The sequence below is a fragment of the Candidatus Nitrospira nitrosa genome, assembly GCF_001458735.1.
Taxonomy (GTDB): domain Bacteria; phylum Nitrospirota; class Nitrospiria; order Nitrospirales; family Nitrospiraceae; genus Nitrospira_D; species Nitrospira_D nitrosa.
In genome coordinates this window covers 158,699-176,134 of sequence record NZ_CZQA01000009.1, presented here as the reverse complement: position 1 = coordinate 176,134, position 17,436 = coordinate 158,699, and the positions used below count along the sequence as shown (strand labels likewise).

Genomic DNA, 17,436 nt, shown 5'->3' with positions numbered 1-17,436 from the left:
TATTCTCAAGCCATACAGCGAACAACGCGCTGTTATTGAGTTGAATAATCGGCCGGTTCTCTTTCTGTGAACGCGACCCCTGTCAGATATCGATCGGCGACGCTACCATAGTCACAGCGAGGTTTCAAGCGACAAACGGTCTTCACAGGCTAAGATCGATAGCTCGCATTGATGCGGACATAATCGTACGACAGATCCGTGGTCCACATATGGGCACATGCCGTACCGAGGCCAAGATGGACCGCAATGGTAAACTCTTTCCGCTTGAAGACCTGTGCGATCTTGCGCTCGGCCTCGAGCCCCATTCCGATACCCTGTGTGACCATCCGTATGTCGTCGAACCTGACGGTCACTTTAGCCGGATTGATCGGAACGCCTGATCGTCCGATGGCCGCCATGACTCTTCCCCAATTGGCATCCTCTCCAAAGAGAGCGGTTTTCACCAGATTGGACGTGGCCACGGTTGCCGCAACGCGTTTCGCGGCAGCGCGCGTCTTGGCCCCTTCAACCAGTACCTTGACGATCTTGGTCACCCCTTCTCCATCACGGCAGATGAGTAAGGCCAAGGTCTGTGCCGCCTCGGTCAGGAGGCGCTCAAAATCGCGAGAGGCACGGCTCTGTGGTTCGATGACCCGATTCCTTGCAAGGCCGTTTGCCAAACACAGGACGGTATCGTTCGTACTGGTGTCCCCATCCACGGTGATGCAGTTGAATGACTGGTCGACTGCGGCCTTCAAGGCCTGTTGCAGCGCAGGGGGGGTGATATCTGCATCGGTCGTGAAATATGCGAGCATCGTGGCCATATCGGGATGGATCATGCCTGACCCTTTGGCCATCCCGCCGATCGTGATCACGCGACCACCGATCCTTGCTTGAACCGAGACGGTCTTGGGCCGTAAGTCGGTCGTCATGATGGCCCGAGCGGCTTGACCACCACCCGTTACACTGAGACGCGAACACAATGTGGGGATCGCTGTCGTGATACGGTCAATAGGGAGTGTGCGTCCGATCACGCCGGTCGATCCGACAAAGACTTGATGAAGAGGGATCGAGAGCTGTTGAGCAACCGTCCTCGCCATCGATGTGGCTGAGACCAATCCTTGGGCTCCCGTGCAGGCGTTGGCGTTCCCGCTGTTCACGACGATCGCGCGCCCGCAATGCTGACGCAGATGGCGACGATCGAGCAGCACTGGAGCGGCAGCCACACGATTCTTCGTGAAGACTCCGGCGATCGGTCCGCTCACATCAGAAACGCACAGCGCCAGATCGAGGAGTCCGGGTTTCTTAATCCCACAATGAATACCCGCGGCTTGAAATCCTTGCGGGGCGGTAATGCCGGTCTGTTTTGCTTTCATAGAGCGAGGCTCCGTGAGGGTGACCAGTCGAGACTGGGATTGTCAGCAATGAGAGGCTTACGGATAGCTACCGGGGGCAGTCAGGCCGGTCTCTTCCGGAAGACCCAGCATGAGATTCATCGCTTGAATGGCTTGCCCCGCGGCTCCTTTGACAAGATTGTCGACGGCTGCCACAGTCACGACCCATCCCGCCCGTGCATCCGCGTGCACCGCGATATCACAGTAGTTTGTTCCCTTGATGTAGCGTGGGTTCGGCACGATATCCTCGTACAATCGAACGAATCGTTCACCTTTGTAGAACTCTCGGTACAAGTCTCGGAGCTCCGCTAGGGGCATCGCGTGAGTCAGTCTGCAATAGGCCGTGCTCAAAATCCCCCGATTCATCGGGACAAGGTGTGGGGTGAATGTCACGGTCACCGGGCCGACTTGCTGCAAACCCGAGAGTTCCTGCTCGATTTCAGGTGTATGACGATGTTGCCCAATCTTATAGGGTTCGAGCGATTCGTGCGCCTCAGGGAAATGATAGGGGAGGGCCGGACTTCGTCCTGCTCCCGACACCCCGGACTTGGCGTCGATGACGATCGTCTCCGGCTGCACCAATCCCTTGGCGAAAAGCGGCGCCAGTTGAAGAATCGCAGCAGTAGGATAACATCCCGGTGATGCGACGAGTTTTGCTTGTGCAATGTCGCGCCTGTGGAGTTCAGGTAGCCCGTAGACCGCGTCCTTGAGGAGCTGTGGGTAGGCATGCGTGGTCTGATACCATCGTTCATACGCGCCCACATCCTTCAGACGATAATCAGCACTGAGGTCCACGACCAACTTGCCGGCCTTGATGCAAATGGCGACCGGATCCTGTGACTTGGTATGCGGAAGAGCGAGAAAAATCGCATCTGCGCGGTCCGCCAACGCTTCCGGTGCCAGCGCTTCGAACCGATGCTCCACGATCCCTTTGAGACTGGGGAACACGGACGCCACCGATTGCCCCGCAGACTTTTCAGAGGTCACCGCGGTAATCGTGAAATAGGGGTGAGCCGAAGCCAGACGCACCAATTCCGCACCGGCATACCCACTTGCTCCCGCAATAGCGACTCGTACATTCTTTCCCATCATCCAACCTCTACGCTGATCATCAGCCTTGATTCCTCGGATGGAGAACCCAGCTCAACGACATAAAAAAGGGAAGGCCGAGGCCTTCCCTTTCGTGTATCGGTGCCTCCTGCGTTTAGCGCTTGGAGTACTGGAATCGCTTGCGTGCGCCCTTTTGTCCGTACTTCTTTCGTTCCTTCACTCGTGAGTCACGGGTGAGCAGCCCTTCCTTTTTCAAGGGAGTACGGGTTGACGGTGTCATAGCTACGAGTGCCCGTGCGATCGCATGGCGCAGCGCGCCTGCTTGTCCCGTTGGGCCACCGCCGTAGACGGTTGCGCTGATCGAATATTTTCCCATCAGCCCTGCCATTTCGAGCGGGAGCTGAATGATCTGCCGAAGGGTTAACCGCGGAAACGCTTGTTCCAACGGCTTCTCGTTCACGGTAATCTCACCTGCGGTCCCTGTGACCCAGGCTCGCGCCACCGCACACTTTCTTCGTCCCGTTGCGTACTGTGTCACTGCTGCCATGCGACTGATCTCCTTCTCGTTGGGGTCATGCGCTCGTTAGAGCGAAATCGGTTGCGGTTGTTGCGCCTGATGAGGGTGGTTCGGCCCCGCGTAAACACGAAGTTTCTTGGCCATACCGTTGCCGAGCGGTGTCTTCGGGAGCATCCCTTCAATCGCGGTGATCAAGAGCTGTGCCGGATCCTTTTGGAAGACATGTTTGGCCGAAGCGGTTTTCAAGCCACCCGGATAACCGGTATGACGATGATAGAGCTTCTTGTCAAGCTTTCCGCCGGTCAAGTGAATCTTCTCCGCATTGATGATGACGACATGGTCGCCGATGTCCACGTTCGGGGTGAACGTCGGACGATGCTTTCCACGCAGGACACCGGCGACTCTCGCAGCCAAACGCCCAAGAGTCTTGCCGTCGGCATCCACCAGATGCCAGGTTTCCTTCACATGAACCGGATTCTCAAAGTACGTCGTCATCATCTTCTTTCTCCACTGCGGCTCTTCCAGCCGACGTTAAAGGACTTAAACTTCCTGTGCACCGATATTCTTCGTTTCCAACTTCGATAGCCATGCGTCCAACTGTTGCCCGCTTCGCCGCTGCCAGACATCCGGCGTAACATAGATTGGGGCCTGACAGCGAAGGGCCAAGGCAATGGCATCGCTGGGACGCGCATCAAGCGTACGAGTCACTCCCTTGTTTTCAAGGAAGACCGTCGCATAGTACGTACTACTCTTCACGTCGGTCAGGACCACACGTGCAGTGGTAATCCCAAGATGCTCGCCGCAACTCTTGATCAGATCATGGCTCATCGGCCGTGCAGTGACCGACGTATCCAAGGCGCGCTTAATCGCTTCACCCTCCGATGCTCCGACCCACACCATAAAGTGCTCGAGGTCGCCGTCCTTTCGAGCCAACACCACGATCCTCGTATCCGTCGCAGGGTCCTCGACCACACGATCAACCAGAAGCTGAATCAAAGGGCCAGATCCTTGTGGTGAGCCACCGTCCATTATCAGATCGACCTCGCTCAGGAATCGAGCTTACCGAAATCTTCCGGCTTCAGATTTTCCAACCACTGGCCGAGCTCTTCGGAACTTTGCTTGCGAATCACCGACTCACTCGCAAAAATCGGCGCCTCGGTGCGTAGCGCAAGCGCAATGGCATCACTCGGGCGCGAATCCACGGCATACTCGGAGTCACCGTACATCAGATGGATCTTGGCGAAGTAGGTATTCTCGTTCAGATCAGTGATGACCACGCTAATCACTTTGGCATCAAACGCATCCAAATAAGATTTCATGAAGTCGTGGGTCATCGGGCGGGGTGGAGCCACTTTTTCGAGCGCCAAACTGATTGAACTGGCTTCCGCTTTACCGACCCAGATAGGGAGCATCTCAACTTGATCATCGTCCCGCAGAATGACGATATACGCATTGTTGTAGGGGTCGAACATCAACCCCTTGACCTGCATCTGCGTAATCATCAGTATCCCTTATTGAATGAAACGGAACAAAGCACATGACTCTGCACCGTACCACTTTCAGAATGGCCGTGTCAACGAAGTCGGCGACAACGCAGGGGAAAAGCTGAGTCTGGTTCCTACGCAACCAAGGACAGAACGTGACCGTCAGCTACTAGCCGGCCGATAGTTCTCCGCGACCTTTGAGGAATCAACCGCCTCGCCGAGCTTCAAGAACGCCTTCATCTGTTTGCGCACCAGCTCGCGGCCGCTCTCATCGCCCAGATTGACTTGATACTCATTGATGACCATCACGCGCATGCCTTCCCACTTTTTCCAGCACTCGACGCAGACCTTGCTTTTGATTTCTGATTCAAGTTTACCCAGAAACAAATTGGCCGTGATGGCTTCACCCGTTTGCCCGCATGTCACACACGCAACTTCAGCCATATCAAGAACGCTCCTTTATTCGTACCGTATCCGGTAAATAATCTCTCATGTAAGGTGGCGCTATTCTAGCAGAGATGTTTAGATGAAGAAAAGATGAGCGAGGCTTCTTCTCACGTTGTCCAATGGTCAACCTCCCCTAAACCGTAAGAACACCCCAACTGTAGAAATGGAGTCTGATAAAACCAGACAAGGTTCATTTCCGGCCTTGCCCGATTGCATGTGCATAAAGTAGTGCGCATCGCGAGGCCGACTGATGGATCAGGAAAGCGTCGGTTGACGCGAGCAGGGTAGAGACAAGACACCTTATCAACTCATCACGCGTCAGGTAAGAGTGGAAAATAGAACGGCTACTGGGGAAGGTGACCGGCAAAGCTGGAATCTGGATTCCCGCACAGTGCACGGTGCAAGATCCCGCACCAAAAAGTCAGCGATTTTGAGGCGCGAGACGGTCAGCAGTGTCTTGACAAACCCAAGAACGAGCTCGGGAAGCGAGCCCTGCCTGAGGTCACGAACGTCTGGAGAATACCGCGCAGGCAATTCGGAAAGGCCTTCCAGCAAGGCCGCAGCGAACGAATGGGCGAGTCGTACTCTCTGCCGTACGTTGAGCTTCTGAGTAAGGCGAGAGCGCCGCTGGTAGACTTTGTCGACAGCCTGATAGCAAAGGTATCCGACCCTATTGCATTTCCCTGTGCGGCGGCAACATCTTCTTCAGCACCTCGTCTTTGCGTTCCACTGAATACTTCATCCAGGTCCTCGTTTCGTCTCCTGGTGGTTTCTAAGAATTCCCCTGAGTGACGCGACAACTATTCTGACACAGGGGGTGTGGGCGCAGTGCTGAGTGAGGAGACTGTTCTCTTCACACGCACGTTGCAACAGAATCGTCAAACAATCGGTCGCGCGTGACGATCACTTTCGAGGTTTTACTTAAGAACGCATCGACGGCATTATTCCAGGTGTCCAGTTTTGTTGTCACCTGACTGAGATCGAGTTTATTGGTCCGGATCAGGTTTAACACTTTTTCCGCATCCGTTCTTGCATTGGCTAAGCCTGTTTTATGCGTAATGCCGGTGATGTACATGTCTACCAATGGTAGTGCAAATTTCTTGGGATAAATGCCAACGCTTGTACAGACACCATAGTTCTTCACACTGCTCAGCGCAACGTTCAATCCTTTACCGCTGGAGGTCGCTTCTACCACGATGTCATATCTATCTTTCACTTCTGTCACGGAAGCATGACACGTATCAGCGCCTATAGTCTTTGCCAATGCCAGATCATCATTGATCTCATCCACGTATGCAATTTCCCTGGCACCCATGGCTTTCGCCAGGAGTATGCAATACAAGCCGATGCTCCTCGGCCTTCCTCCGATGATGAGCACCGATTGATTGGCGTCCTTTTCCAAATAGGGAACGATGGCTCTGTAGGCATCCGGCACATTGTCGCTCAGACTGGCGAGGTGAACTGGATCAATGTGAGCAGGGATGTTCAACAACATCGCGTCTGCATAGGGTACTTTGATGACATCCGACATGGCGCCTCCGAATTGCAGATGTAACCCTAAGCCATAGGTTGACAACTTAGGAAAGCGCTGGCAGGAACTTGTTATGCCGTTTGCACAATTCATACAAGATCCGCAAGACAGCTGAAAAGGAACGGAGACCACATCTCCTGCTTTCACGTGTGTGACATGATCGCCTACTTCCAGGACTTCCGCTACACATTCATGACCAAAGGCGAAAGGTCCGGAGATCATCTTCCCGAAATACTGGTTAAACAAGGGATCAACGATACCGAAGAACTTACCGATTGTAAGTTTGGGGACTATGTGGTCGAAAAGGTACAAATCATCGAGATCGCATTTGGCGACGGCAAATGGTCTTACCAATGCCTCGTGAGCATGCGTCAGTTGGGGCAATGCAACATCTCTCCATTCCAACTTGCCCTTCTTTACAAAAAACAATTGTTTCATGGCTAAAAACTCACTGGCTCGATGTTAACACGTTCTATTAGGTGTTCAGTTCCACTTTGTAATGGTGTATGCCACAGGACGGGATCAGGAGGCGCAAGCCGTGACCGATGACGCGGATCTCGAGAGAGGTGGCTCCGGTTGGTTGGACAGTTTTTACCAGTTCATAAGTGGCGCCTGGCGGATTGCTGACTACGCGGCAGTCCGTCGTGTGGTCAGATTGTCATAATAGACCTGGTCGGGCGTCTGGCCATCAAGCGCCTGATGCGGTCGGGTCTGGTTGTAGAACAGCAGATAGCGCTCCAGCCCCTGATAGGCAGTGCTGACCGTGTCATACGCGTGCAAATAGACCTCCTCATATTTCAGGCTTCTCCACAACCGTTCCACGAAGACGTTATCCCGCCAGCAGCCTTTGCCGTCCATGCTGATCTGAATGCCGTGGTCTTTCAAGAGTCCCGTGAACTCCTGGCTGGTGAACTGGCACCCTTGATCCGTGTTGAAGATCTCGGGGCAGCCATGCTGCGTGATCGCCTCTCGCACGGCGTCGAGACAGAAGTCCGTGGTCAACGTATTGGAGAGCCGCCAAGCCAACACTCGGCGACTGGCCCAGTCCAAGATAGCGAAGAGATACACGAAGCCGCGTCGCATCGGAATATAGGTGATATCGGCCGCCCAGACATGATTGGGACGACAGATCGTGAGATCACGGAGGAGATACGGGTAGATGGTGTGGGCCGGATGCCGCCGACTCAGATGCGGTTTCCGATACAGCGCCTCAATCCCCATCCTGCGCATGAGGGTGACCACCTGGCGTCGCCCAATGGCATGGCCCTCCTGCTGTAACAGATCGCGCAGCATCCGAGCCCCGGCAAAGGGATAGTTCAGATGCAGCTCGTCAATCCGCCGCATCAACGCCAGCGTCGTCTCGGAGGTCGGCGTCAGCTGGTAATAGGCGGTCGAGCGGGCCAGCTGCAGGAGTTGGCATTGCCGCACAACCGGCAAGGGATGCGTGCGATCGATCATCGCTTTGCGCTCAGCAAGCCGGCCTTGGTGAGCGCGCCTTCTAAAAAATCATTCTCCAAGGTCAGTTGCCCGATCTTCGCGTGCAGGGTCTTGAGATCCGGAGCCTCCGCTGATGGTTTCGTCCCACCAAATACGTCCGAGGCTCGCGCCAGCAACTGCTGTTTCCATTCTGTGATCTGGGTGGGGTGGACGCTGAATTGCTCGGCCAATTCGGCCAGGGTCTTATCCCCTTTGACCGCGGCCAACGCCACCTGTGCTTTAAAGGTGGCTCCGTGATTCCGTCTCGTGCGTTTCATTGCCTCGCTCCTTTGTGTCGCCACCTTCCGGTGGCGTTGGTGAAGCCAGGCTCCCACTTATCACACTGTCCGAATTTCCGAAGCCCTCTCTTGATCGTCAGTACGACAAGGATTGGGGCCAGCTTGCGATTGATGGCGATCGCTACGGTGAACATGGCGTAAAAATACATTTCCATATTGAGAGTCCACCCAACAACCAGCACGGGGTAAAACTGGTCCACTGATTCGATACTTTAGGGGCGGATGCCTTTATCTCCTCACTGAGACATCATTGACGGGCCTGCAGGGATGCAGGCCCGTCAATCTCCATCTTTGCCCATCCAACGATTCGGTATTTCTTAACGCTTCTTGCGATTAGCCAGATGGCCTGATCGCACTTGGCAAGCCAAGACATCACAAATCACCCTGGTGGCCATGAGGCTCGTAATCTCTGCCGCGTCGTAAGGCGGGGAGCATTCCACGATTTCCATCCCCGCCAGGGGTTTCGTGTCGGCGATGATCTGGAGAAACTTCAACACTTCACGCGGGAGAAAGCCGCCCGGCTCCGGCCAACCGGTGCCGGGCACAAAGGCGGCGTCCAAGCAATCGACATCGAAACTCAACCACACCGCATCAACACCATTAAACGCGACTTCGAGGGCCTGCTTTGCGGCATTCTCGATGCCCATTTCCACACAGTCGGTCACGGTCATGATGCTCGTTTGACGTTCACGGCCGGACTTCACGCCGGGCCGTGGCGCTTGCCAGCCGCCGATGCCGATCTGGACGAGATTCTTCGCCGGCACGTTGGGAATATTCGTCGCATGAAACCAGGGGGTGGTGTGCATCCGCTCGTCGAGATCGGTCTCCTGGGTATCGACGTGCCGATCGAAGTGAAGGATACCGAGTTTCTTGCCGCCCATATTCTGCGCCACGCCTCGCACGGTCGCGAATCCCAGAGAATGGTCTCCACCCAACACTACGGGAAAGGCCCCACTGGCATAGACATGCCCCACGCCCTTACTGACTTGGTCGAAGGTCTTCTCGATATTGCCGGGAATGGTAAACACATCGCCGAGATCGCACATGGAGATCGACTCCCGGAGATCCACCCCAAGCTCGAAGCTATAGGTACCGTATAAGGCCGAGATTTTGCGGATGCCTTGGGGGCCGAATCGGGTGCCTGCCCGATAGGTGGTTCCACCGTCGAACGGCGCTCCAAGAATGGCGACATCGTAGCCCCCGCACTTGCGGACATCCTCGACATAGGGCGCTTTGGTGAAGGTATTGATGCCGGCAAAGTGGGGAAGCTCTCCGCGACTGAAAGTGGGAATGCGGCGATCTTTGATGGAATCAGCCCCGGGCAGGCCTAATTCAAGACCTCGGGCGACTTCTTCTTCATATTTCGTGGTCGGCAGCAGTGCCTCCGCTTCCACGGCGAACTTCGCCTCCGGCCCGTAGTTGTCATGGAGAGGAACCTTGCCTTGATACGTTTTCTTCTTTGCCATGAATGCTCCTTTCTATCGGATCAATAGATTCTGACTCTCTGTGAATCGTTCCTTACAACACAGGTCTGGATACAGTGCCTTCCGTCATTCTTACCCGGGCTTGGCCTTTTCTGGATGGGCTGATGCCTCGTTCCTACCAATAAAGATATAGAGCGTCGTCACTGTGAGTATGCTGCCCAGGACGAGCGGGACCGCCCAGAGTTGCCACCAAGGGGCATTGGGCGAGGTGGCATAGGGACGTGGCCAGGCGATGTTCAGGAATTCAAACAGCGACCAGAGGAACGCGGCGATATTGATCAGTAATCCCCATGTACCCAGTTTCAATTCGCCCAATGAGGGATCCCAGCGTCCTGTGACGCGGGTGTAGAGTCCCACGCCGGTCGTCATCGCAAACATGGCGTACAACCCGCCGGTCCCAAATGCCAAGACCGTGGCGACCGCTTCATCATTCAGTCCGAAGAGCAATCCCAGCGTGGCCAGGAGAACCGTGGACAGCACGGCATTATGCGGAGCTCCGGCTGAGGTGACCCGACTGAGGACGGCCGGCATACTCCCTTCGCGCGCCATGGAGAACACAATCCTGGAGGTGTACTGCACCATCGAAGATCCGCAGGCCAGGAATGCGATCATGACGATCGCCAGAAAAGGCGTCTCCGCCCACGCTCCAAAGTTGGCGACGATCACTGGCGTGACAGGATCGGATACCGCACTTGTCTGCTGTAACGTCTCACGGTTGAAGCTGAGGGTCAGGGCGGCAGAGTTGAAGAGCACGACGCTCCCCACCATACAGAGCGAGAGAAAGATCGCCCGTGGCACCATCCGTTTCGGTTCGTGCGTTTCTTCGGCAATGGTCGAGCAGGCATCGAACCCGATGAAGGCCCAACCGGAAATGGCAAGCGCAGCCAGAAACGCCGCGGTCTGACTTGGAGCCGTTCCTGTCCCCAGATGGGCGTACAGTTCGGAAAAGTCGTGCTGCCGGAAAAAGAAGAACAGCAAGAGTGCGACGCCGAATGAACCGATGATTTCCGCATAGACGCCTAGGGAGATGAGGAACTTGAAGACCGAGACGTGGATGAGGTTGAGGATGGTGCAGACCAACAGGAACACCGCGCCCCAGATGACCAGAGACACACCTGTTGTTCCGCCTCCCGATCCGAAGAAAATCGCCAGCCAGACCCCGCCGGTATAGGCGGTCGTGGTGAGCATGGCGATCGTGGAACTGACGTAGATGGCTCCGGCATAGGTGCCGGTGATGGTGCCTCCGAGCTGTCGTGCCCATTTGTAGGCACCTCCTGCGATAGGAATTTGCGAGGACAACTCCGCATACACCGTGGCGACCAACAACTGCATCACCAAGCAGAGTGCCAGTGCGGGAAACCAACCGCCCCCCGTTACAACTGTCTGTACGCCGATGATGGCATAAAGCCCTGCCACTGGTGAGACCGTGGCGAAGCCGATGGTCAAACTGTTCCAGAGCGTCAGACTGCGCTGAAGCGTCTCGGAGGTACTGGTCGCCGTCGCAGAAGAATCGTTATCCGGAATTTCGTGATTTACCATGACAAACTGCCACGGCTCGGCAGCAGGTCTGACTGATCCGTTACGGAATGGAAGTTGGGATGAAGTTGCATAACGAAGCCTCCTCGTGAAGGGTGTGATTCCCAAAAGGCCACGTACCTGCGTACATGATCTCCCGGGCTTTTATCCCTCCGTGGAGCCTCGTTAGCGAGGCCGAAAACTCTTGGACCAGTCGCTCCATCCGATAAGGAAGGAAGCCGGAACCCTAGTTTTCCTTTTGGAACATTGTTTTCGGAGACTATTCCCTTGTCCTACTAATGTCAAGGTTGCGTCTTGAGTCCATCAATCCACTGTAGCAGCCTGCTGAAAAACCCTCTACTCATCCTTCGAGAGCCTCAGGATGAGCGAGAAGAGCATTGAAACTATGAGGGTTTCCCGTTCGTACTAAGCTTCTCGAAGCACACAGGTTAAGTTTTTCAGCAGACTGTTAGAAATGTCAGTAGTCACAAGGGGACGACTTCGAAGTGTGCGTCCTTGCATCTCGAAGGCACGAGATATGGGATCTGGATCTGAAAATGAGTTTTTGACCGTGATGTGATGTATTGAGGGCAGCTCTCTTTATCGGATCCTATGAGAAGGTTAGGGAGTCTGTCGAGGTGTAAGAAGGACGACCATCGATGAGGAGGAGAGCAGCCATCGCTCGGCTATCTAGGCATTCTAGAGCTTGTACATCACATCGGTGCGCAGTACATATTTCTCTCCACTCTCCACCACCGCTCCCTCATGCCAAATCGCGTGCAGAAAGACCAGTGCCGCTCCGGTCGTCGGGGTCACGGTCAGATAGGGAGATCGTCGCGCGACCTGGTCCATATCTTCAAAGAACCGTGTTTCTCCACCCGTCAGGTTGTCGTTCAGGTAGATCAGGAACGTCACCTCGCTCTTTTCGTAAGTCTCCAGCGTCATGTATGAGCCGTCCCGATGGGGTCGGAAGGTTTGTCCTGGGCGATAACGGTAAAACCGCCACCGTTCGTTGAACCGGACCAAGCGGCGATGGTCGACTACCTGGGGAAGGCAGTGCACGGCCCGGCGAAACAAGGCGTCGGCCAACGGTGTGTCGTCAACTAAGACGCGCTCATTGTTTCTGATTCCCTCGGCCACCATACCACCGACCGTTCCCACCTCGTACGTCAGCCCTTCGCTCCGTCGGATCAGTGCGGCACATTCGTCGTTGGACAGAAAATCGCGCAAAAGGAATATCTTCCCGGGATCCAATTCTTCCTTGGTCATGACTGATTCTCGCGATCTATTCCACGAATGCGACGTACCTACTGTCGCTGACAACCGTACCGCAGATTGTCGAATCGTCAAATAGACACTATCTCTCTGGCTCATGGTGAAACGGATGGCTAGATCAGGTTTCTGCATCACACCAGATTGAAACAAACAGGTTGGGGAGATGCCACGAGGCCTATTATTATGATGATGAAGAGATTGAATGGGATCATGGCCTGAAATCTGTTTCAAGAACGTGATAGTGTGAGGAGGGGAGAGAGTTGCCGATTGACCCTTGAACGGTGGCATGTTAAAAACAGATCCGCTTGATGATGCAGTGAGTGTGGGTACGCCCGGATGGCGGAACTGGCAGACGCGCCGGACTCAAAATCCGGTTCTCGCAAGAGAGTGGGAGTTCGACCCTCCCTCTGGGCACCATTTATAAAGCAGAAAAGCCGAGTTCGTTGTTGTGATGTGCGGCTCTCACCCGATTTCGTGACAAACGAATCACTGAGAACGTGGGGGGGGGCCGTCACCCAACATCAAGTACCCTCTTGACAGCGTCGCACTATTAGCCTAGTTTCTGTCATATTTCTCAAGGACGTACAGAGTGACTCCTTCAATTCTGAAACAGTCAACGTGGAACCGACTGAACAGCTTCAATAATCACGGTGTGAGTTCTTACTCTAAGGACGACCCGTCCACTTATTTTCTAAGGAGGCAGCACATGCGTAACGTGTTGGCACTGGGAGCCGCCCTACTTTGTGTCGGCTCTATGGGCGCGATGAATGTTGCAGTGGCACAAGAGCGACTTCAGCAATCATCCGGGGGATCTGCTATGGGCGTGGGGACAGGGGTAGGAGACGTGTCTGGTAACTCGAATCGCGTTCAGGCCTTTGATCGCAATGCGTTCCTCGACCGACTTTCTCTTCCTGAGACGATCTACGGTCGTGTGTTGGCTATTGATTTTCCAGCCAGCAAAATGCTTTTAGAAACAGGTGGGAGCTCTCATGATGAAGGCCGTGCGGGGACTGGAGCCATGAGTTCCATGACCGTCTATTTTGATGAAAGAACCAGCCTGGACCAGATTAAAGTGTTGAACAGTGGAGATGACATTTCTCTCCAAGTCATTGAAGCGGTCACTCCTAATCAGCAATATGGGGTTGGGCGCAAGATCGTTCGAGAAGTCTATTTACTGCGTGGCAATGAACGGCTCGCCGGATTTGGGGGGTTGGGGCAACGTCCGAATCCGTCAACTGAGCGCGCTATCGAAACAAGTAGTGGGAGCACCACGGGTGGAGTGGCAGGATCCGTGTTGCCAGGTAAGATCACAGGGACTATCGATACCACAATCGGTGAATTTACCGGTGCTGCTCCCTGTTGGAACTGTGAACCTCAGCCAGGCTGGGGCTATCAAACCGTCGCACCGGAAACAAAGATTCCTAATAAGTCTGATTACGGTGCGGACACGTCGAAGCCAAATTTGATCAAAGGCTTCAATTGAGACGTTTTGGAATCTGAGCTTTGTGATTGGGGGCAGCTTGTGCTGCCCCCTTTTTTTTAAAAATTCCAACTAGGCACTGCTTGCTCACATGGTCCTGGTATCGACGAGCTGGCTAGCGCAGTCTGTTTTCATGATGAATGAGTCTGTGACCATGAGTGAACAAGAGAAGTCGGCTGCTACCGCTACCCCCACCTCTGAGCTGGATCTTCGTGGAGTGATTTGTCCTTATAACTTCGTGAAGACGAAGCTCAAGCTTGAGACCATGAAAGAGGGAGAGGTCCTGTCTGTCCTCCTGGATGATGGTGACCCCATTCGGAATGTCCCGCGCAGTGTGGCAAATGAAGGCCACACGGTCCTGGGCCAAGAACGTGTGGATCAAGCCTATCGAGTATTGATTCGACGGGAGGATAGTGACTGAGTGGTGTTGAACAGCCCGAAAGCATCCTTCTTCATCATTAGATTCCGTGAGGTCGTCGTCCCGTCTACCGTCGTTTCCCACCAGACACAACAATCGTAATGTCTTCTCTTTGTACCCCGCATAGTTGTCGGCTTACCTGACGCGCGGTCCCACGAAGAATCACCTCATTCGGTTTGGTCAGGTTGCAGGCCGCTACAATCAGCCGTCTCGGTGCGAGCCGAACAAGGGTGCTGAGTGCACGTGTGGCTGTGATCTGGGTGCCATAGGCAATGGTTGGGACCTCTCTTTCCACTGCATCAGCCACGCGTCGAGAGAGATGTGGGCCGGTACTCGGTAGCTGCCCCAGAACATAGAACGCCTCGCAAGGGAAACCGGCAACCGTCAGCGCAGCGATGGCGGCCGAAGGTCCTGGGATCGCGATGATCCGAGTGCCCTGAGCATGTGCTCCGGCTACGAGCAGTACACCGGGATCTACGATCAGGGGAGAGCCCGTATCAGCCACAATGGCGATCCTGGCTCCTTGCCGTAGCCGCTGGAGAAGTACCGCGACCTTTTCCCTCACATTCACCGGGCCATAACTGGTCACCGTTGCTGAAATCCGATGATGCGTGAGTAGTTGCTGTGTCATCTTCGGATCTTCGGAGGCCACGAGATCAACAGACTTCAGAATCGCCTGTGCCCGCAGGCTCAGATCATCAGGATGTCCGATGGGGACGGCCACCACATACAGCGACCCGCTTTCGTCCGGTGAGGTAGCCGAAGCCATTGACTGGCCAGCGTTTTCTTGACTCTGTTTAGGCGGCACCGATATAATTTCCTTTCAACCTGTTCGAACGTTGCGCCGGAGATTCAGCGGGGACATTCCCAATGGCAGCCGTCTGTTTCATGATCGCCCTCATCCTGTACATCGCGGCCACCGTGTCGTTTCTGTCTTACTCGCTACGACGTTCTGAAGCCCTTTCTAACGTGTCGCTGGGCATCACTGCGGCCGGCTTCGCGTTCCATACGATCACCCTTATCATGAGAATGACGGGAGCGTCATCTTCCGCTCCACCAAGTTTTTCAGATGCCTTGTCGTTTTTCTCCTGGATGATCATCCTGGTGCTGCTCATCGTTGAATTCCGTCATCGCATTCATGTGCTGGGATCCTTCATGGTTCCCTTGGCAATTGTCTCGCTCATCTCGGCGGCAGCCCTGCCGGAAAGCGAGCCGACGCTTCAACCCGTCTTCAAAACCTTGTGGTTTCATGTCACCCTCAGCATGCTGGGCACGGTAGGATTCGCCGTCGCATTTGTCGCGGGAGTGATGTATCTCATTCAAGATCGGCTCCTCAAGTCGAAACAATTCAACGTACTCTATAGCAAGCTGCCGGCACTCGATTTTCTCGATCACCTGAATCAGCAATCGATCGTCTTGGGGTTCCCATTGCTGACGTTGGGAATCGTGACAGGTGCCATCTCAGCCGAGCTCGCTCGCGGGTCGTACGTCAGCTGGAATCCAGAGCAAACATGGGCTCTCGTGACCTGGCTCTTTTATTTCGTCGTGCTCCTGGGAAGACTGACCATCGGCTGGAGAGCCAAGCGGGCGGCCTATCTCACAGTCGTCGGGTTTGCCTGTGTCATCCTGACATTGGTCGGCGTATTGCTCAAAGGGCATAACGCCTTGTCGTAGTCTATGAAAGTGGTCGTGTCATGCATCTGATCGTCGTAGGTTTGAGCCATAAGACGGCTCCTGTAGAAATCCGAGAGCGTCTGGCCGTTCCCGAAAGCCGTCTAGGCGAAGCGCTTATTCGTCTCTGTTCTTATCCGGGTGTGAAGGAAGGGATTTTACTGTCGACCTGCAACCGAGTCGAAGTCTACTCCGTGGTTGATGACATCGATACCGGGTATGGCCGCATCCAGGAATTTCTGGCCGACACCCATCTCTCGCTGTCGTCCGAACAATTGACTCCACATTTATATTGGCATACCGGGGATCGAGCGATTGCCCACCTGTTTCGCGTGGCGTCCAGTTTGGACTCCATGATCATCGGTGAGTCTCAAATCTTGGGACAACTGAAAGACGCCTTCGAGGTCGCACTGGCACACAAAACCACCGGTGTGATCATGAATAAAGTGGTGAAGAAGGCGATCTCCGTGGCCAAACGCGTGCGCACCGAGACCAAGATTGCCGAGATGGCAGTCTCCGTGAGTTATGCCGCCGTTGAGCTTGCAAAGAAAATCTTTTCGAATTTGCACGAAAAAACGGTGTTGCTGGTCGGGGCCGGTGAAATGGCCAAGCTGGCGGCGAAACATTTGATCGCGAATGGCGTAGGGCATGTGCGGATCACCACCAGGACTCCGCAACACGCAGTTGATCTCGCCGAGATGTTTGGAGGGACAGCCGTCCCGTTCGATCAGTTCAAGGATGACATGGCCTCGGCCGACATCGTGTTGGTGTCTACCGGCGCGGCCCATTACCTGATCGGGGCTGAAGATGTGCATCGAGCCGTCCAGGAACGAATGAATCGTCCGATGTTCCTGATCGATATTTCCGTGCCGAGAAATATCGACCCCGCAGTTCGCCACGTCGACAACGCGTTCCTCTTTGATATCGACGATCTCAAGCATCGAGTTGAGCAGAACCGCGCCGAACGGGTGCAAGAGGCTGAGAAAGCCGAGCGCATGGTGATTGAAGAAGTGACGATGATCCTCGACTGGATGAAATCGTTGGAAGTCACGCCGACCATCGTGGCGCTTCGCAACCGAGTAGAAGACATTAAGCGGGCGGAGGTCGAGAAAGTGCTGGGACGATTGGGACACCTCTCCGCACAGGATCGTGAACTCGTCGAGGGTCTCGCCTCATCGATCGTCAATAAATTGATACATCGGACAATGGTGACGTTGAAGAGCGAGGTGAATTCGTCGAGTGGGCCGGCGTTCGTCGAGGCAGCCCGGCAATTCTATGCCCTCGATCAACCAGCTCCGTCTACTCAACAGACGGAGCCCTATACCGGGTCATCTCGTTACCTCACGGACAGTCGCCGGCAATCGGAAGCCAACGTGTCGACCCCGGAACCCTCCGTTCCCAAACGAGCCCGCTAGC

18 protein-coding genes, 1 tRNA gene and 1 riboswitch are annotated in these 17,436 nt (G+C 54.8%); of the genes, 5 read left to right on the top strand and 14 right to left on the bottom strand.

Annotation, left to right across the window (positions count from 1 at the left end; translation table 11 throughout):
• Positions 1 to 149: 149 nt before the first annotated feature.
• The 13 genes from argJ to COMA1_RS12930 all read right to left on the bottom strand — a co-directional run bounded on the left by argJ (position 150) and on the right by COMA1_RS12930 (position 12,445).
• Positions 150 to 1,355: a bifunctional glutamate N-acetyltransferase/amino-acid acetyltransferase ArgJ gene (gene argJ, locus COMA1_RS12990; protein ID WP_090749201.1), complete on the bottom strand. Its 1,206-nt coding sequence runs from the start codon at positions 1,353 to 1,355 to the stop codon at positions 150 to 152.
• A 57-nt stretch (positions 1,356 to 1,412) separates the two neighbouring features.
• A complete protein-coding gene (gene argC, locus COMA1_RS12985; RefSeq protein WP_090749199.1) occupies positions 1,413 to 2,462 on the bottom strand; it encodes an N-acetyl-gamma-glutamyl-phosphate reductase in 1,050 nt (349 codons plus the stop codon).
• Between the two features lie 115 nt (positions 2,463 to 2,577).
• Positions 2,578 to 2,970 (bottom strand): 30S ribosomal protein S9, encoded by a 393-nt coding sequence (gene rpsI / locus COMA1_RS12980; protein WP_090749197.1) that lies wholly within the window; start codon positions 2,968 to 2,970, stop codon positions 2,578 to 2,580.
• A 36-nt stretch (positions 2,971 to 3,006) separates the two neighbouring features.
• Positions 3,007 to 3,438: a 50S ribosomal protein L13 gene (rplM, locus tag COMA1_RS12975; protein ID WP_090749195.1), complete on the bottom strand. Its 432-nt coding sequence runs from the start codon at positions 3,436 to 3,438 to the stop codon at positions 3,007 to 3,009.
• 42 nt (positions 3,439 to 3,480) lie between these two features.
• The gene (locus tag COMA1_RS12970) at positions 3,481 to 3,936 is read right to left on the bottom strand and encodes a bifunctional nuclease family protein (protein WP_176698042.1); all 456 of its coding nucleotides are present in this window, start codon (positions 3,934 to 3,936) and stop codon (positions 3,481 to 3,483) included.
• Positions 3,937 to 3,986: 50 nt separating this feature from the next.
• The gene (locus COMA1_RS12965) at positions 3,987 to 4,442 is read right to left on the bottom strand and encodes a bifunctional nuclease family protein (RefSeq protein WP_090749191.1); all 456 of its coding nucleotides are present in this window, start codon (positions 4,440 to 4,442) and stop codon (positions 3,987 to 3,989) included.
• A gap of 144 nt (positions 4,443 to 4,586) precedes the next feature.
• Positions 4,587 to 4,868 (bottom strand): Fe(2+)-trafficking protein, encoded by a 282-nt coding sequence (locus tag COMA1_RS12960; protein ID WP_090749189.1) that lies wholly within the window; start codon positions 4,866 to 4,868, stop codon positions 4,587 to 4,589.
• An 856-nt stretch (positions 4,869 to 5,724) separates the two neighbouring features.
• Positions 5,725 to 6,840 carry a zinc-dependent alcohol dehydrogenase gene (locus COMA1_RS12955; protein ID WP_090749187.1) on the bottom strand — a complete coding sequence of 372 codons (1,116 nt, stop codon included), beginning with the start codon at positions 6,838 to 6,840 and terminating at the stop codon, positions 5,725 to 5,727.
• Between the two features lie 189 nt (positions 6,841 to 7,029).
• Positions 7,030 to 8,156 (bottom strand): IS3 family transposase gene (locus COMA1_RS12950; RefSeq protein ID WP_090744497.1). Its coding sequence is split into 2 segments (ribosomal slippage): positions 7,030 to 7,901 and positions 7,901 to 8,156, totalling 1,128 coding nucleotides; the frame shifts between segments, so codons are not numbered across the junction.
• Positions 8,153 to 8,332: a hypothetical protein gene (locus COMA1_RS12945; RefSeq protein ID WP_141654339.1), complete on the bottom strand. Its 180-nt coding sequence runs from the start codon at positions 8,330 to 8,332 to the stop codon at positions 8,153 to 8,155. The genes COMA1_RS12950 and COMA1_RS12945 overlap by 4 nt, the downstream gene beginning before the upstream one ends.
• A gap of 162 nt (positions 8,333 to 8,494) precedes the next feature.
• Complete coding sequence (locus tag COMA1_RS12940; RefSeq protein ID WP_090749183.1) at positions 8,495 to 9,643, bottom strand: agmatinase family protein; 1,149 nt, start codon at positions 9,641 to 9,643, stop codon at positions 8,495 to 8,497.
• 90 nt (positions 9,644 to 9,733) lie between these two features.
• Positions 9,734 to 11,200: an APC family permease gene (locus COMA1_RS12935; RefSeq protein ID WP_090749181.1), complete on the bottom strand. Its 1,467-nt coding sequence runs from the start codon at positions 11,198 to 11,200 to the stop codon at positions 9,734 to 9,736.
• A 128-nt stretch (positions 11,201 to 11,328) separates the two neighbouring features.
• A riboswitch (guanidine-I (ykkC/yxkD leader) is annotated at positions 11,329 to 11,438 on the bottom strand.
• A gap of 437 nt (positions 11,439 to 11,875) precedes the next feature.
• Entirely contained in the window at positions 11,876 to 12,445 is a 570-nt protein-coding gene (locus tag COMA1_RS12930) for a 2OG-Fe(II) oxygenase (RefSeq protein ID WP_090749767.1), read from the bottom strand.
• A gap of 336 nt (positions 12,446 to 12,781) precedes the next feature.
• Between COMA1_RS12930 and COMA1_RS12925 the strand changes: the two genes are divergently transcribed.
• From COMA1_RS12925 to COMA1_RS12915, 3 genes are all read left to right on the top strand, one after another.
• Positions 12,782 to 12,868 (top strand) — tRNA-Leu (locus tag COMA1_RS12925).
• 289 nt (positions 12,869 to 13,157) lie between these two features.
• The gene (locus COMA1_RS12920; RefSeq protein ID WP_090749179.1) at positions 13,158 to 13,934 is read left to right on the top strand and encodes a hypothetical protein; all 777 of its coding nucleotides are present in this window, start codon (positions 13,158 to 13,160) and stop codon (positions 13,932 to 13,934) included.
• A 151-nt stretch (positions 13,935 to 14,085) separates the two neighbouring features.
• Positions 14,086 to 14,352, top strand: coding sequence for a sulfurtransferase TusA family protein (locus COMA1_RS12915; protein ID WP_090749177.1), 267 nt, complete (start codon positions 14,086 to 14,088; stop codon positions 14,350 to 14,352).
• A 64-nt stretch (positions 14,353 to 14,416) separates the two neighbouring features.
• Here the strand turns inward: COMA1_RS12915 and COMA1_RS12910 are convergent, their stop codons facing one another.
• Positions 14,417 to 15,157, bottom strand: a complete 741-nt coding sequence (locus tag COMA1_RS12910) for an SAM-dependent methyltransferase (RefSeq protein WP_090749175.1) — start codon at positions 15,155 to 15,157, stop codon at positions 14,417 to 14,419.
• 62 nt (positions 15,158 to 15,219) lie between these two features.
• Between COMA1_RS12910 and COMA1_RS12905 the strand changes: the two genes are divergently transcribed.
• Complete coding sequence (locus tag COMA1_RS12905; protein WP_090749174.1) at positions 15,220 to 16,023, top strand: cytochrome C assembly family protein; 804 nt, start codon at positions 15,220 to 15,222, stop codon at positions 16,021 to 16,023.
• Positions 16,024 to 16,043: 20 nt separating this feature from the next.
• Positions 16,044 to 17,435: a glutamyl-tRNA reductase gene (hemA, locus tag COMA1_RS12900; RefSeq protein ID WP_090749172.1), complete on the top strand. Its 1,392-nt coding sequence runs from the start codon at positions 16,044 to 16,046 to the stop codon at positions 17,433 to 17,435.
• The last annotated feature ends 1 nt before the right edge of the window (position 17,436 follow it).

Excerpts from the sequence above, each read along its gene's own strand:
- COMA1_RS12945 (WP_141654339.1), bottom strand. The coding sequence starts at position 8,332 with ATGGAAATGTATTTTTACGCCATGTTCACCGTAGCGATCGCCATCAAT.
- hemA (WP_090749172.1), top strand. The coding sequence starts at position 16,044 with ATGCATCTGATCGTCGTAGGTTTGAGCCATAAGACGGCTCCTGTAGAA.
- COMA1_RS12935 (WP_090749181.1), bottom strand. The coding sequence starts at position 11,200 with ATGGTAAATCACGAAATTCCGGATAACGATTCTTCTGCGACGGCGACC.
- COMA1_RS12965 (WP_090749191.1), bottom strand. The coding sequence starts at position 4,442 with ATGATTACGCAGATGCAGGTCAAGGGGTTGATGTTCGACCCCTACAAC.
- COMA1_RS12920 (WP_090749179.1), top strand. The coding sequence starts at position 13,158 with ATGCGTAACGTGTTGGCACTGGGAGCCGCCCTACTTTGTGTCGGCTCT.
- COMA1_RS12930 (WP_090749767.1), bottom strand. The coding sequence starts at position 12,445 with ATGACCAAGGAAGAATTGGATCCCGGGAAGATATTCCTTTTGCGCGAT.
- COMA1_RS12960 (WP_090749189.1), bottom strand. The coding sequence starts at position 4,868 with ATGGCTGAAGTTGCGTGTGTGACATGCGGGCAAACGGGTGAAGCCATC.
- rpsI (WP_090749197.1), bottom strand. The coding sequence starts at position 2,970 with ATGGCAGCAGTGACACAGTACGCAACGGGACGAAGAAAGTGTGCGGTG.
- argC (WP_090749199.1), bottom strand. The coding sequence starts at position 2,462 with ATGGGAAAGAATGTACGAGTCGCTATTGCGGGAGCAAGTGGGTATGCC.
- COMA1_RS12940 (WP_090749183.1), bottom strand. The coding sequence starts at position 9,643 with ATGGCAAAGAAGAAAACGTATCAAGGCAAGGTTCCTCTCCATGACAAC.
- COMA1_RS12955 (WP_090749187.1), bottom strand. The coding sequence starts at position 6,840 with ATGAAACAATTGTTTTTTGTAAAGAAGGGCAAGTTGGAATGGAGAGAT.
- COMA1_RS12905 (WP_090749174.1), top strand. The coding sequence starts at position 15,220 with ATGGCAGCCGTCTGTTTCATGATCGCCCTCATCCTGTACATCGCGGCC.
- argJ (WP_090749201.1), bottom strand. The coding sequence starts at position 1,355 with ATGAAAGCAAAACAGACCGGCATTACCGCCCCGCAAGGATTTCAAGCC.
- rplM (WP_090749195.1), bottom strand. The coding sequence starts at position 3,438 with ATGATGACGACGTACTTTGAGAATCCGGTTCATGTGAAGGAAACCTGG.
- COMA1_RS12915 (WP_090749177.1), top strand. The coding sequence starts at position 14,086 with ATGAGTGAACAAGAGAAGTCGGCTGCTACCGCTACCCCCACCTCTGAG.